Origin of the sequence: Flavobacterium hydrophilum, from assembly GCF_003202405.1 — a bacterium.
Classification (GTDB): Bacteria; Bacteroidota; Bacteroidia; order Flavobacteriales; family Flavobacteriaceae; genus Flavobacterium; species Flavobacterium hydrophilum.
Genome location: NZ_QJHL01000004.1, coordinates 1 through 14056, shown reverse-complemented (window position 1 = coordinate 14056; position 14056 = coordinate 1). Strand labels below are relative to the sequence as shown.

At 35.6% G+C, this 14056-nt stretch carries 13 protein-coding genes; 9 read left to right on the top strand and 4 right to left on the bottom strand.

The features are described from left to right. Nucleotide 1 precedes the first annotated feature (1 nt). Genes DMB68_RS15625 through DMB68_RS15615 form a run of 3 tightly spaced genes read right to left on the bottom strand, consistent with a single transcriptional unit; the run spans nt 2 to nt 2844 of the window. Nucleotides 2–856 (bottom strand): fumarylacetoacetate hydrolase family protein, encoded by an 855-nt coding sequence (locus DMB68_RS15625; protein WP_110347609.1) that lies wholly within the window; start codon nt 854–856, stop codon nt 2–4. 17 nt (nt 857–873) lie between these two features. Next, on the bottom strand, nt 874–1638 hold the full coding sequence (locus DMB68_RS15620) for an SDR family NAD(P)-dependent oxidoreductase (RefSeq protein ID WP_031455526.1): 765 nt from the start codon (nt 1636–1638) through the stop codon (nt 874–876). An 18-nt stretch (nt 1639–1656) separates the two neighbouring features. Then, complete coding sequence (locus DMB68_RS15615; protein ID WP_110347608.1) at nt 1657–2844, bottom strand: glycoside hydrolase family 88/105 protein; 1188 nt, start codon at nt 2842–2844, stop codon at nt 1657–1659. 286 nt (nt 2845–3130) lie between these two features. Here DMB68_RS15615 and DMB68_RS15610 point away from each other — a divergent pair, with 286 nt between their 5' ends. The 8 genes from DMB68_RS15610 to DMB68_RS15575 all read left to right on the top strand — a co-directional run bounded on the left by DMB68_RS15610 (nt 3131) and on the right by DMB68_RS15575 (nt 12006). After that, nucleotides 3131–4270, top strand: a complete 1140-nt coding sequence (locus DMB68_RS15610; protein WP_110347607.1) for an ABC transporter substrate-binding protein — start codon at nt 3131–3133, stop codon at nt 4268–4270. 4 nt (nt 4271–4274) lie between these two features. Then, on the top strand, nt 4275–5417 hold the full coding sequence (locus DMB68_RS15605; RefSeq protein ID WP_110347606.1) for a CaiB/BaiF CoA transferase family protein: 1143 nt from the start codon (nt 4275–4277) through the stop codon (nt 5415–5417). A 4-nt stretch (nt 5418–5421) separates the two neighbouring features. Next, nucleotides 5422–6558, top strand: a complete 1137-nt coding sequence (locus DMB68_RS15600) for a CaiB/BaiF CoA transferase family protein (RefSeq protein WP_110347605.1) — start codon at nt 5422–5424, stop codon at nt 6556–6558. Nucleotides 6559–6560: 2 nt separating this feature from the next. Further along, a complete protein-coding gene (locus tag DMB68_RS15595) occupies nt 6561–7784 on the top strand; it encodes an extracellular solute-binding protein (protein ID WP_110347604.1) in 1224 nt (407 codons plus the stop codon). 2 nt (nt 7785–7786) lie between these two features. Further along, nucleotides 7787–8851, top strand: coding sequence for a Gfo/Idh/MocA family protein (locus tag DMB68_RS15590; protein WP_110347603.1), 1065 nt, complete (start codon nt 7787–7789; stop codon nt 8849–8851). Nucleotides 8852–9041: 190 nt separating this feature from the next. After that, complete coding sequence (locus tag DMB68_RS15585; protein WP_110347602.1) at nt 9042–9482, top strand: MaoC/PaaZ C-terminal domain-containing protein; 441 nt, start codon at nt 9042–9044, stop codon at nt 9480–9482. 21 nt (nt 9483–9503) lie between these two features. Further along, nucleotides 9504–10808 carry an L-fucose:H+ symporter permease gene (gene fucP, locus DMB68_RS15580; protein ID WP_110347601.1) on the top strand — a complete coding sequence of 435 codons (1305 nt, stop codon included), beginning with the start codon at nt 9504–9506 and terminating at the stop codon, nt 10806–10808. Nucleotides 10809–10899: 91 nt separating this feature from the next. Next, nucleotides 10900–12006 (top strand): pectinesterase family protein, encoded by a 1107-nt coding sequence (locus tag DMB68_RS15575; RefSeq protein WP_110347600.1) that lies wholly within the window; start codon nt 10900–10902, stop codon nt 12004–12006. A 58-nt stretch (nt 12007–12064) separates the two neighbouring features. Here DMB68_RS15575 and DMB68_RS15570 read toward each other — a convergent pair whose 3' ends face one another. After that, on the bottom strand, nt 12065–12835 hold the full coding sequence (locus DMB68_RS15570) for a response regulator transcription factor (protein ID WP_110347599.1): 771 nt from the start codon (nt 12833–12835) through the stop codon (nt 12065–12067). Nucleotides 12836–12940: 105 nt separating this feature from the next. Here DMB68_RS15570 and DMB68_RS15565 point away from each other — a divergent pair, with 105 nt between their 5' ends. After that, complete coding sequence (locus DMB68_RS15565) at nt 12941–13693, top strand: DUF1349 domain-containing protein (protein ID WP_110347598.1); 753 nt, start codon at nt 12941–12943, stop codon at nt 13691–13693. Nucleotides 13694–14056 lie beyond the last annotated feature (363 nt).

Here is a 14056-nt window from a genome sequence, read left to right as displayed (position 1 = left end):
TTTATTTAGAATAAGCTTTAGCTACTTGTCTACTTGAACCCAAACCGTCCATACCCAATTCGATAACGTCGCCCGGTTTGATATAGATTGGATCCGGCTTAATTCCTAATCCAACTCCCGGAGGCGTTCCTGTACTAATGATATCGCCAGGAAGCAAGGTCATAAACTGACTTAGGTAATGCACTAAAAATGGAATTTTGAAAACCAGATTAGAAGTATTACTGTTTTGGAATTTCTTTCCGTTAACTGTCAGCCACATTGGTAAATTATTCACATCGGCAATTTCATCCTGCGTAGCCAAAAACGGTCCAAGAGGTGCGAAAGTATCACAACCTTTTCCTTTTGCCCATTGTCCGCCCATTTCGATTTGGAAAGCTCTTTCGCTGTAATCATTCAACAAAGCATATCCTGCTACGTAATCTAAAGCATCTGCTTCTTCTACATAACTTGCTTTTTTGCCAACCACAAATGCCAGCTCGATTTCCCAGTCAGTTTTTTCACTGTTTTTTGGGATCACCAAATCATCATTCGGACCGCATAAAGAAGTGGTTGATTTGAAAAAGATAATTGGCTCTGTTGGAATCGGAGCTCCTGTTTCATGACAATGATCTACATAATTCAGACCGATACAGATTATTTTTGAAGGTCTCGCAACCGGAGAACCTAAACGTACATCTGTTCCTACTTCCGGTAATGCCGGATTACTTTCTAAAGCTTTTTTTAATTTTTCCAAACCATTGTCTTCGAAAAAAGCTTCGTTAAAATCCGAAACAATTGAAGAAACATCATATCTTTTTTCTCCAATAATAACACCCGGTTTTTCTTGTCCGGCAGCTCCAAAACGTATTAATTTCATTTCTTATATATTTTTAATTAGTTATTTAATTTTATAAATCCTCCATCGATAGGATAGTCACTTCCCGTAATAAATCCTGCTTCATCACTGCATAAGTAAAGGGCTAAAGCAGCAATTTCGTCCGGTTGTCCCATACGCCCGATTGGTTGTGACTTAGACAACTTTTCAAAAATTTCAGCTTCTTTACCCGGATAGTTTTTATTGATAAATCCATCTACAAAAGGAGTATGCACTCTGGCAGGCGAAATCGAATTGCATCGAATCCCTTCATCAATATAATCTCTTGCAACTGATAATGTCATAGCCATTACAGCACCTTTAGCAGTTGAATAAGCAAAACGATCCTGAATTCCAACCCATGATGCAATAGAAGCCATGTTCAAAATCACACCTCCTTTTGACAATTGAAATTGTGGAATTGCGGCATATAAACAATTGTAAACTCCTTTTACATTTACATCCATCACCCTTTGGAAATCGATTTCCAAAGTTGTGCCTACTTTCCCCACATGGGCAATACCGGCATTATTAATCAAAATATGGATATTTCCAATTTTTTCAAATGTAGCAACAACCTCTTTTTGATCTACTACATTGCAGGCATATGAAAATACTTTTCCTCCCAATTGCTGTATATCAGCAACCGCATCCTGAGCACTTTCTGTTGTTAAGTCAATAATGTGAATTTCTGCTCCCTGTTTTGCAAATAAAGTAGCGATTGCTCTACCTATTCCGCTTCCTCCACCCGTTATGACTGCTTTTTTATTTTGTAATGAAAACATATATATTTAATTTTTTAATTATCGGTTTAATTCTAAAGCCGCCAGAATAAAGGGTCCGGTTACTTTAGGGTCATTATCTTTCCTTCTTTCATTAATATAATATTCGTAAGAGCCATCACGATAAGGCTTCCCTCCTAAACCTGCTACTGCGCAGGCATTCGTAATTTCAATTTCCCCGTTTGGATATACTTTAACAAATTTTGAAGTCATACCATCAAAGGCTTTTTCAGCAATTATTTTGAATTTTTTAGGCAGATATCCTTTTTTAGCTCCCTTTGCAAAAGCATATGCAAACATAGCCGTACCCGAAGTTTCTAAATAATTACCTTCACGGGTTCCCATATCAGTAACCTGATACCACAATCCTGACTTATCCTGAAATTTCACTAAGGCATTCGAAATATTGTTTAAATACAAAATCAGTTCTTTTCTTTTTGGATGATCTTTAGGAAAATAATCCAGTACATCAACCAATCCCATCACATACCAGCCCATTGATCGCGACCAAAAGTTAGGCGAAACTCCGGTTTCTTTGTTTGCCCATGCCATTTCTTTGCTCTCATCCCAGGCATGGTACAACAACCCTGTTTTTGCATCTGTTGCCTTTTGCTGAATCAATTCAAATTCATGAGCAACATCATCTAACTTAGCTCCATTTTCGAACGTAACGGTATATTCTGCATAAAATGGTTCTCCCATATACAAGCCATCCAGCCACATTTGGTTGGGATATATTTTTTTGTGCCAAAAACCACCACTTGGGGTACGAGGCTGTTCTTCTAATTGTTTACGCAAAGTCTGCATCGCAACTAAATATCTTTTGTCTTTAGTTTGCTCATAAATGTCGAACAAAATTCGTCCTGTAGGTATGTTATCAATATTAAAGGACTCATACTTATAAGTCTTAATATTTCCATCGGCATCTATCAATTCATCAGCATATTGTTTGGCGTAAGCCGCGTATTTTTCATCATTTTTTTTCTTGCCTAATTCCTGAAAAGCATAAGTAACCAAACCATGAACATAACTGATATGTGCTACAGGAGCATCATCAAGCATATACGATTGAGGGTGACGCTGCATTAACGTTAATGCCATTCTTTCTGACCATTTCAGCTTAGTTGAAATTGTATTTTGAGCTTTTGAAATTGTTGTTACAAAAATCAGTAACACAATCATTTTGGAAAAAAAAGAAGTTTTAAGCATAATTGCTATTTTAAAAATTGTATTTTATGTAATTTAACGCAAAAATAAATGTGATTTTTACATTTACAAATATAAAACTTAATATTAATAACAACGACATATTTTAAAAATCAATACCCAAAAACAGATATAATCAAAAGCAATATCACATTTTAGCTGTAATTTGTATAAAATATAAAAAAGCATTGCCCGAAATGCCAAAAAACAAATATATAATCATGGCATTTGAATCTAATTTCTATATTTGTAAATGTGAAAATCACATTTATTAAATCAGACTATCAAAATGAAAAAACTAAAAGGGATTACGTGGAATCATACTAGGGGTTTATTACCAATGGTTGCCACAGCTCAACGTTTTACAGAATTAAACCCGGACATTGAAATTAGCTGGGAGAAAAGAAGCTTACAGGAATTTGCAGATGCTTCCATAGAAGATTTAGCCAAAAGATTTGATTTATTGGTTATTGATCATCCATGGACAGGTTTTGGTGCCGATACAAAAACCATTCTACCTTTATCAGATCATCTTCCTTCAGAATATATAAAAGATCAGGAAATCAATACCGTTGGTAAATCTTACGGAAGTTATGTCTTTCACAATAAATTATGGGCTTTGCCAATTGATGCGGCAACTCCGGTAGCAGCTGCCCGATTGGATATTTTAGAAAAACAAGGATTAAAAGTCCCACAGACCTATGATGATTTATTGGCTTTAGCGAAAAAAAGATTAGTTGCCTTTGCAGGAATTCCGGTAGATTCCTTAATGACATTTTACTCTTTTTGCTGTAGTTTAGGCGAAGACCCTTTTCAATCACAGGAAAAAGTAATTTCTGTGGAAACAGGAAAAAAAGCTTTACAGATGCATCGTGAACTTGCTCAATTAATGGATTCGGCTAATTTTAACCGTAATCCGATTCAGGTATATGAAGCTATGGTGAATTCGGATGAGATTGCTTACTGCCCTTTTGCGTATGGCTATTCTAATTATTCAAGAATTGGTTACAGCAAAAATCTGCTTCACTTTTATGACTTAGTTAAATTGAATGACAAACCAATGATCAGCTCTTTAGGCGGAACCGGTTTGGCAGTTTCTTCATTTAGCCAGCATATTTCCGAAGCCATAAAATATGCTGAATTTACAGGTTCATCACAGGTACAACAGAATATTTTTGCTGATAATGGCGGACAGCCGGGGCATTTGCAGGCCTGGAAAAATGACAGAATCAATGGTATAACGCATGATTATTTCAAAAATACTTTACCAGCATTAGAAAGAGCTTTTTTAAGACCGAGATATTCCGGACACATGTATTTTCAGGATCATGCAGGTGATGTGGTTCGTGATTATTTAATGAATGGCGGTGATGAAGAATCTGTTTTGGAAGTAATGAATGGACTATACATAAAGTCTTTAAACTTATAACAGTATGAGACCATTAGAAGGATTAGTTGTATTGGAGTTTTGCCAGTTTTTGGCAGGACCTTCTGCGGGATTGAAATTAGCTGATTTAGGAGCAAGGGTTATAAAAATCGAGCGTCCTGTAAAAGGTGAAGCTTGCCGCCAGTTGAGCATCAAAGATCTTTTTATCGATGACAGCAGTTTGTTATTTCATACCATTAACCGAAATAAAGAATCTTTTGCAGCCGATCTTAAAAATCCGGATGATTTGGTTTTAGTCAAAAAGCTAATCGCTAAAGCGGATATTATGACCCATAATTTCCGTCCGGGTGTGATGGAAAAAATCGGATTGGATTTTAAAACAACTTTAAATATTAATCCAAAAATAATTTACGGAACCATTACAGGTTACGGAGACAAAGGTCCCTGGGCAAATAAACCGGGACAGGATTTGCTTTTGCAGTCACTTTCGGGATTAAGCTGGCTAAGCGGCAGGAAAAGTCAGGGACCAGTTCCTTTTGGTCTGGCTGTAGCGGATTTGATGTGCGGCAACCATTTCGTTCAGGGAATCTTAGCAGCTTTACTTAAAAGAGCTAAAACCGGAAAAGGTGTTTTAGTTGAAGTCAGCTTGCTGGAATCGGTTTTGGATGTGCAGTTTGAAGCAATAACTTCTTACTTGAATGATGGAGGACAACAACCACAAAGAAGCGATGTAAAAGGAAGTGCTCATGCTTTTCTAAGCGCTCCTTACGGAGTTTATCAAACTAAAGACGGATATATTTCTCTTGCAATGGGCGATTTGCTTTTTATTGGAAGTGTTTTAGAAATCGATTTCCAAAAATACACTGATAAACACAAATGGTTTTCTCAAAGAGATGAAATTAGGGAATTATTAACCGAAAAACTGAATACCCAAACAGCAGATTATTGGATTGATGTGTTACAAAAAGAAAGAATCTGGTGTGGAAAAGTACTTAATTACCAGGAATTAGACAGCCAGCCTTTTGTAAACGAATTGCAATTGAAACAAACGGTAAAAAATTCTGCAGGAGAAAAATTGGTTACTACCAGAAGCCCGATACAATTAGACGGAGAGATTTTAACCAATACGAAAGCAGCCCCTAAAGTGGGAGAAGATAATGTAACAATACACGAACAATTTTTAAACTAGCAGGATGAAACCATTAGAAGATTATTTAATAGTAGATTTTAGCCAGTTTCTTTCAGGCCCTTCAGCGAGTTTGCGATTGGCCGATTTAGGTGCCCGTGTGATAAAAATTGAGAAACCGGGAACAGGTGATATCTGCCGAACCTTATATACTTCTGATTTGATTATGAATGGAGAATCATCTGTTTTTCATACCATCAACAGAAATAAAGAATCATTCGCTATTGATTTCAAACAACCGTCAGAGCTTGAAAAATTAAAAAAATTATTGGCCAAAGCCGATGTTGTCATGCATAACTTCAGACCAGGAGTGATGGAACGCGTTGGTTTGAGTTATGATGAAGTCAAAAAAATCAACCCGAATATAGTGTATGCCGAAATTTCGGGTTATGGCACTAAATCCGAACTAAAAGATTTACCCGGACAGGACTTACTATTGCAATCTTTGACCGCCTTAACCTGGTTAAGTGGAAATCAGGAGGATGGACCCGTACCAATGGGATTATCAATTGTGGATATGTTGGCGGGAGCACATCTGGCACAAGGAATTTTAGCTGCTTTATACAGAAAAGCAACTCATAGTATTGGGGCAAAAGTTCAGGTAAGTATGCTGGAATCGGCTTTTGATTTTCAGTTTGAAACCATTACAACGTATTTTAACGACGGTGGTGAATTGCCAGTTCGGACAAAATCCAATAATGCACATGCTTATTTAGGAGCGCCTTATGGTATTTATAAAACTGAAAACGGCTATCTGGCTTTAGCAATGGGATCGATTCCGGTTTTGGCTTCGCTGCTACAATGTGATGCGTTATTACAATTTCCTGAAAATAAATTTGAACTGCGAGATGAAATTAAAAACATTCTCGCTTCTCATTTGCAAACTCAGGAAACCCAATATTGGCTGGATATTTTAGAGCCTGCTGATATTTGGTGTGCCAAAGTTCTGAACTACAAACAGCTTTTTGCCGAAGAAGGATTTCAGGTTCTAAATTTCATACAAAGAGTAGAAATGCTGGACAGCTACAACTATAAAACAACCCGATGCCCCATTAGAATAGACGGAGAAATTTTCACATCGACTAAAGGTTCCCCAAAATTAGGACAGGACAACGAACGAATTATTAAGGAATTTATAGCGTAGTAATGGAAAAAATAAGAATCGCTGTCAGGAAATTTGATCCTTTTGAAACCACTCTTCAAAAGCTGTGGGATTTATTTTGCCTTCAAAACAATATTCAAATTGAAGCAGAAATGGTACCGCTGGAGCTTCATGATTTGTATGAAACCACTATTACAAAAAAAGGTTTGAAAGAAGGTAAATGGGATATTGCACACCTCAATACCGATTGGATTTATGATGCTGTACACGAAAAAGCGGTTTTGGATTTGTATTCTTTTATAGCAGCAAATCCACCGGAAAATTATCCTTACGGCTGGCATAAATCGCTTTTAAAATTACAGCAACTGGATAACGGCACTTATGGACTTCCGTTTCATGATGGCCCGGAATGTCTGATTTACAGAAAGGATTTATTCGAAGACCAAAACGAGCAGGAAAATTTTAAAAAGCAGTATAGTTACGAACTTTCCACACCAAAAACATGGAAAGAGTTCGTAGAAATTGCTTCTTTCTTTAATCGGCCAGAAGAAAATCTTTACGGCTGCATTTTTGCCAATTATCCAGACGGACACAACATGGTTTTTGATTTCTGCCTGCAATTATGGACACGTGGCGGATCATTAATCAATCACAAAAATCAAATCAGCGTTCACAGTAAAGCTGCAATTGAAGCTTTGGATTTTTACAGAAAAATGGTGAACGATCCAACTGCTGTTCATCCAAAATCAAAAGAATTTGATTCGGTTCAGGCGGGTTTGGCCTTCGCCAAAGGAGAAGCTGCAATGGCTATCAACTGGTTCGGATTTGCTTCGATGGCACAAGTGATTGAGGAATCGAAAGTAAAGGGAAAAATTGATATCACTTCACTCCCTTCCGATCCGAATCATAAAACGGCTTCTTTGAATGTGTACTGGTTGTATACTATTGGATCAGGAAGTAAACATAAAAAACTGGCTTACGATTTTTTACGTTTTGCAACAACTTCTGAAAGTGACAAATTATTAACAAAAGAAGGCGGTATTGGTTGTAGAAAGTCGACTTGGAAAGATGAAGAAATTAATGCTTTAATACCATTTTATCATAAACTGGAAATGCTGCATGAAAATGCATTTACCCTTCCACAAACACCAATTTGGCCAAAAGTGTGTGAGTTTATCGATCATATGATTTTAAAAGCAATCAACAGCGACATTCCTTCAGCACAATTATTAGAAGAAACACATAATAATATTCAAAAAATAGAATAAATATGAATATTCCATATAAACCTTTATTGCCCGAAACAACGCAGCCGATTATTATTATTGGTGCAAGCGGTATTGTAAAAGATGCTCATTTGCCGGCTTATAAAATGGCTGGCTTTTCGGTTTTCGGAATTACAAACAGAACGGTGGCAAAAGCACACGCAATGGCTGAGGAATTCGGCATTCCGAATGTTTTTGAAAACGTAGCCGATGCTGTAAAAAATGCTCCTTCGAATGCTGTTTATGATATTACGGTATTGCCTGATCAATACATCGAAATATTAGAACAATTGCCAGATGGTGCTGCAGTTTTGATTCAGAAGCCAATGGGAAATGATTTGGCGCAGGCCAAAGAAATTGTAGCTGTTTGCGAAAGAAAAAAATTAGTAGCAGCGATTAATTTTCAGTTGCGTTTTGCTTCTTTTGTAAGTGCAGCGCGTTATATGATTGATCAGGGAATTATTGGAGACTTGTATGATCTGGAATTTAAAGTAACTGTAAACACTCCTTGGGAATTATTTCCATTAATCAAGGAACATCCAAGATTGGAGATTCTTTTTCACAGTGTGCATTATATTGACTGCATTCGTTCCTTTATGGGAAATCCAAAAGGAGTCTATGCAAAAACAACCAATCATCCTTTAAAGAAATTATCATCTTGCCGTTCTTCGATTATTTTGGATTATGGCGATTCGATGCGTGTGGTTATCAATACGAATCACGATCATCATTTTGGACCAAAACATGAAGAAAGCTACATCAAATGGGAAGGAACAAAAGGAGCAATTAAAGCAAAAATGGGCTTGCTGATGAATTATCCTGACGGTATGCCGGACGAATTTGAAGTGGCATTGGAAAAAAATGGCACTTACGAATGGGAAAAAATCAATTTAGAAGGTTCCTGGTTTCCAGAAGCTTTCATAGGTACCATGTCAAACTTAATGCGCTTTAAAGAAGGTTCTGATGACAAATTATTAGCAAGTGTTCAGGATGTGCTAGATACGATGAAGGTTGTTGAAGCTTGTTACATCAGTAATCAAAAAGGTGGAATTCCACTAAATGAGTTATAACAACGGTTGCCCGCGTTAACGATTGAAGCGACATCCTTTTTTGGCTTTTTCTGCCAAAAAAGATACAGCGGAAAGCGTGTTTAAACGCCCAAAAAAATTATATAAATGTAGTGATTAGTGAAAAGTCATAAGTAATTAGCATTTGAGCTAGTCACTAAGGACTAATTACTAAGGACTAAAAAACTAAAATATGTATTTCAAATCCACATTTTTCGAAGACTATCAACTTAATGATAAAAGAGTTACATTAGGCAGAACTATTACAGAAACCGATTTTGTAGTCCATGCTGGACATACTGGCGATTTTTTTCCACACCACATGGATGAGGAATGGTGTAAAACACAACCTTTCGGACAGCGAATTGCGCACGGAACAATGGTTTTCAGTATTGGAATCGGTTTGACTGCTTCAGAAATAAATCCGGAAGCTTTTTCTAAAGGATACGACAGAATGCGATTTGTGAAGCCGGTTCATATTGGAGACACTATTCATTCAGAAATTACGATATCGGAAAAAGGAGAAGCCAAAAAACCGGATATGGGAACAGTAACCGAACACGTAGAAATCATCAACCAAAGAGGCGAAATAGTTTTGGTATGTGATCACCTATTATTAGTAAAAAAGAAATAATCCTAAAATAAAAATCTAACTATGCAAGTAACTAACCAAACAGGTGACCAACACGAAGTACCAACAGAAGGCGGAAAAGGAAATCAATATCTTTTGCCTTTCATTTTAATTACCAGCTTATTTTTCCTTTGGGGAATGGCGCACAATCTGGATTCTATTTTGATTCCACACTTAAAAAAAGCTTGTGAATTAAATAACAGTCAATCTACATTGATTGATACCTCCGTATTTTTTGCTTATTTTATTATGGCAATTCCCGCCGGAATGCTGATTAAAAGATTTGGCTATAAAAATAGCATCATAATAGGATTATTAGTTTTTGCCTGTGGAGCATTTCTTTTTGTACCTGCTGCAAATACAAGAACCTATGAACTTTTCCTTTTGGCCTTGTTTGTTATTGGTTGCGGACTAACCATTCTGGAAACCAGCGCCAATCCGTATGCTGCTATATTAGGACCTGCTGAATCATCTTCCAAAAGATTAAATTTAGCTGCTTCTTTTAACGGATTAGCAGCTATGGTTGCCCCAATTGTTGGTTCACTGTTTATTCTTTCAGGAACAAATCACACTCCAGAACAAATGGCAGCTATGCCGGAAGCAACAAAAGCTGCTTATCTGTTAGGGGAAGCTTCGGCTGTGAAATTACCTTATATCATTTTAGGAAGTGTATTGGTATTGGTTGCTATCTTATTTTATTTCATGCATTTACCTTCAATGAAACCACAACATTCTGAAGTGGAAGTAAAACCGGGATTTTTCTCTGTTTTGAAATTCTCTCATTTGAGTTGGGCTGTTGTAGCACAGTTTTTTTATGTTGGCGCCCAGGTTTGTATTACGAGTTTCTTCATTCGAATTGCACAGCAAGGAGCTGGATTAGATGAAAAGACAGCCGGATATTATCTTGGAATTTATGGTTTTCTGTTTATGGCAGGACGTTTTATTGGAACTTTCTTTTTGAAGTTTGTTAAAGATTATGTTCTACTTTCTATATATTGTGTAGCAAGTATTTTACTTTGTTTAGTAGCTATTTACGGATCCGGAATTGTAGTTATTTATGCTCTTGGCGGAATTGGATTTTTTATGTCAATTATGTTTCCAACTATTTTCTCTTTAGGATTGGTAGGTTTAAAATCCAATACAGAAACTGGTTCATCCTGGTTGGTAATGTCTATTGTGGGTGGTGCTATACTACCCTATGGAATGGGAACATTAATCGACATGAAACACGATGATATTCAAGCCGGTTACATTATTCCTTTGGTATGTTTTGTAATCATTCTTTATTTTGGAATATTTGGACATAAAGTAAAAAACAGCATTTCTTAGTTATATTCAATTATTTTTATAAATTTCCAAGGTGTAAAACAATTTATTCCTTGGAAATTTTATTTTAAAACTTTATCATTCATAATCTAACATGAAAAAAACTTTACTTACTTTTTATTTCTTACTTATTAGTTTCAGTGCAGCTTTACACGCTCAAAAAAACAAAACAGTTTATGATATTGTAGTAGCTGCTGATGGAAGCGGTAATTATACAAAAGTTCAGGATGCTTTTAATGCTGTACCTGATAATAATTCTAAACGTACCGTTATTTTTGTAAAGCCAGGTGTTTATAAAGAGAAACTAAAATTAACCTCAGGAAAGAAAAATGTATCCTTAATAGGCGAATCGTATAAAAATACCATTCTCACTTACGATGATTATGCTGAAATTGCAGGAGGAACAAGCAAATCATTTAGTGTATTAATTGAAGCAAATGATTTTTTTGCAGAAAATATAACTTTTGAAAACACTATTAGTAGTGAATTGTCACAGTATAAAAAGGGCGGTCAGGCTGTAGCTTTGATGGTAAATGGTGACAGGGTTATTTTCCATAACTGTAAAATGAGTGGTTTTCAGGATACATTTTACCTAAAAGCTAACAAAAGAACTTACATTAAAGATTGTATAATTGATGGAACGACAGACTTTATTTTTGGCGCAGGTATAGCCTTGTTTGAAAATTGTGTTATCCAATGCAGAAAAGACTCATACATCACTGCCGGAAATCATGAAGCGGGAAAAAGTAAATATGGTTTTGTATTCAAAGATTGTGTCATAATGAAATATCCTAAAGCAGCCATTTCAAAAGTGTCACTTGGAAGACCATGGGGAGCCGGTGCCAATACTGTTTTTATCCATTCGTATGAAGAATCAATTATAATACCTGAAGGATGGTCGATCTGGTCTAAAGATCCTGAAAATAAAGCCTATGACAACTGGAAAACTTCTTTCTATGCAGAATATGATTGTTTTGGACCTGGCTCTGATAAAGATAAACGCATTTCATGGTCTAAACAATTGAATAAAGTCGAAGTCTCTGAATACACAAAAGAAAAAATATTTGCAGCAAGCACTACAACCGCAAATAAACTCGAAGGAGATTGGAATCCAGTAATTGAAAAAGACAAATGTGATTCTGTTTTACCTTCTAAAAAAGCCAAAAATGCAGATTCTAATTTTGAAAAAGCATTTAACTAAAAAAATAAAGAAAAACCTTTAAGCGTTACGTGGCTAAAGGTTTTTCTTTATTTTTTGATTATACATTTATCAACCCCATAACAAAAGCTGTTTTTAATGCTTCTGTCGTATTGGCAACCTGCATTTTCTGAATTATATTCTGTCTGTGACGACGAACAGTATAAACCGAAATATTTAAAAGATTTGCAATCTGATCACTATTGTTTCCCTTTGCCAGGTGATTCAGGATTTCTAACTCTCTTTTAGAAAGCAGGGTTTCTGTATAAGGTTTATATTTTTCTGATGTTATCGTTTCTCCTGTCTTAATATTTACAATTTTACCATCAATTCCGGTTTGAAATCTAAAATTAGTCGATGGTGCATATAAACACAATGCAAATAAAACACTTCCATTGCATAATTTTTTAAGATACATAGTACGATGATTTATATAATTCATATTTTTATCATCAGAAAAACGCAGACGGCTAAAAGTACTGTAATTTCGATATTCTTCATCAGGCAGGTTTTTCAGGTATTGAAAAAAATGAAGTTCTAATGCATGACGTTCGATTACATCCTCCGAATTTAACTTATCGAATATACAATCTTCAAAAGCCGAATCGATAAATAAATCCCCTAAAGGGAGTCCTAAGAATTTACCGAAATTACCCGCATATATATAACTGCAGTCAGCCTGAAAATCCGAAAGTACCGCCACACATTGCTCTATAGAAACATAAGCAGCAGCCATTTTTTTATAATCTTCAATATCGAGTATATTTCCATCCAAAAATGTTTGTTGCAATAAAGTAGATGTTAACTGATCTTCGATGGATGCGTTAGTCATAGTTGTTTAAATAAATTGGTTAATTTTACGTATTGCAGTTATTGGAAGTAGTGTATAAATTTGAGAAACTAAGTTAGACTATTTATACTTTTAACAAAAACATTTATGAAACCTAAATTTCTTATCTACTGCAGCCTTTATCAAATTATTCTATTTTCAGCTTGTAATAATATTTCTAAAGAAAATAAAACAGTTGAAAACACTGATCCTACAACAAAAGACTCGGCAATAGTACGTGGAATTCCATGTGATATAAAACTAAGCCGAATTCATTTTACCAAGTCAATTAATGGTGCGGATACGTTAGTAAAAATAAATGTAAAAGAAAAGATGCTATTTCACGTAGGAGAGAAAAAAGATTATTTTTCGGATCCAAATAATAAGCTCTCAAATAATTCAGCACCTATTCTTTTGTCTAAAGTTGACAACACAAAACCTTTTACATTGACAGCAAAGGTAAGTCCGGAGTTTACTAAAAGTGGTTTATACAATGCCGGAGTTTTATATTTATATGTAAATGACAGTTTTTATCAAAAATTTTGTTTCGAACAAGATGAACGTGGCAATCACAGAATTGTAACGGTTCGAACCATAGGAACTTCTGACGACAACAATCATGATATTGTTGAAGGGAAAACAGTTTACATGAAAATTTCATCAGATACAAAAACCGTGGCAAGCTATTATTCAATAGACAATAAAAACTGGCAAATGGTCCGTTTATACAAAAATAATTATCCTTCAGAAATCTGGACAGGAATCAGTGCCCAATGCCCGGTTGATAAAGGAACGACAAGTTATTTTGAAGATATTAGCTTAGAACAAAAAAGTGTAAAAGATTTTCGATTAGGGATCTAAAAAACATTAAAATTTTTATAACAACAGCGGATCTATAAATGATCCGCTTTTTTAGCATCATATATATCTAAATCATTTATGTATTATGATTTAGATATGAACATTTTGTATCTGTTTTTATGGCTTCCCTACGGGGCGGGCTTTACGGTGTATCTTTCGTTCAGGCAGTTTTGGTATGATACAGGAATATAAGGGCTCACAAAAGGATTCCCCTTGCATCCCTAGCGCAGTAAGGGACATCGGGAAGCTTCAGTTTTTAAGCAAGTAATTTCATTAAGAAAAAAAAAACTCCAATCAGCCATAGCCAATTGGAGTTTTCAGTACTCAGAGCGGGACTTGAACCCGCACGGACATTGCTGTCCA

Coding starts and splice junctions, on each gene's coding strand:
- DMB68_RS15625 (WP_110347609.1), bottom strand. CDS start 856: ATGAAATTAATACGTTTTGGAGCTGCCGGACAAGAAAAACCGGGTGTT.
- DMB68_RS15595 (WP_110347604.1), top strand. CDS start 6,561: ATGGAAAAAATAAGAATCGCTGTCAGGAAATTTGATCCTTTTGAAACC.
- DMB68_RS15615 (WP_110347608.1), bottom strand. CDS start 2,844: ATGCTTAAAACTTCTTTTTTTTCCAAAATGATTGTGTTACTGATTTTT.
- fucP (WP_110347601.1), top strand. CDS start 9,504: ATGCAAGTAACTAACCAAACAGGTGACCAACACGAAGTACCAACAGAA.
- DMB68_RS15575 (WP_110347600.1), top strand. CDS start 10,900: ATGAAAAAAACTTTACTTACTTTTTATTTCTTACTTATTAGTTTCAGT.
- DMB68_RS15565 (WP_110347598.1), top strand. CDS start 12,941: ATGAAACCTAAATTTCTTATCTACTGCAGCCTTTATCAAATTATTCTA.
- DMB68_RS15590 (WP_110347603.1), top strand. CDS start 7,787: ATGAATATTCCATATAAACCTTTATTGCCCGAAACAACGCAGCCGATT.
- DMB68_RS15585 (WP_110347602.1), top strand. CDS start 9,042: ATGTATTTCAAATCCACATTTTTCGAAGACTATCAACTTAATGATAAA.
- DMB68_RS15600 (WP_110347605.1), top strand. CDS start 5,422: ATGAAACCATTAGAAGATTATTTAATAGTAGATTTTAGCCAGTTTCTT.
- DMB68_RS15610 (WP_110347607.1), top strand. CDS start 3,131: ATGAAAAAACTAAAAGGGATTACGTGGAATCATACTAGGGGTTTATTA.
- DMB68_RS15570 (WP_110347599.1), bottom strand. CDS start 12,835: ATGACTAACGCATCCATCGAAGATCAGTTAACATCTACTTTATTGCAA.
- DMB68_RS15605 (WP_110347606.1), top strand. CDS start 4,275: ATGAGACCATTAGAAGGATTAGTTGTATTGGAGTTTTGCCAGTTTTTG.
- DMB68_RS15620 (WP_031455526.1), bottom strand. CDS start 1,638: ATGTTTTCATTACAAAATAAAAAAGCAGTCATAACGGGTGGAGGAAGC.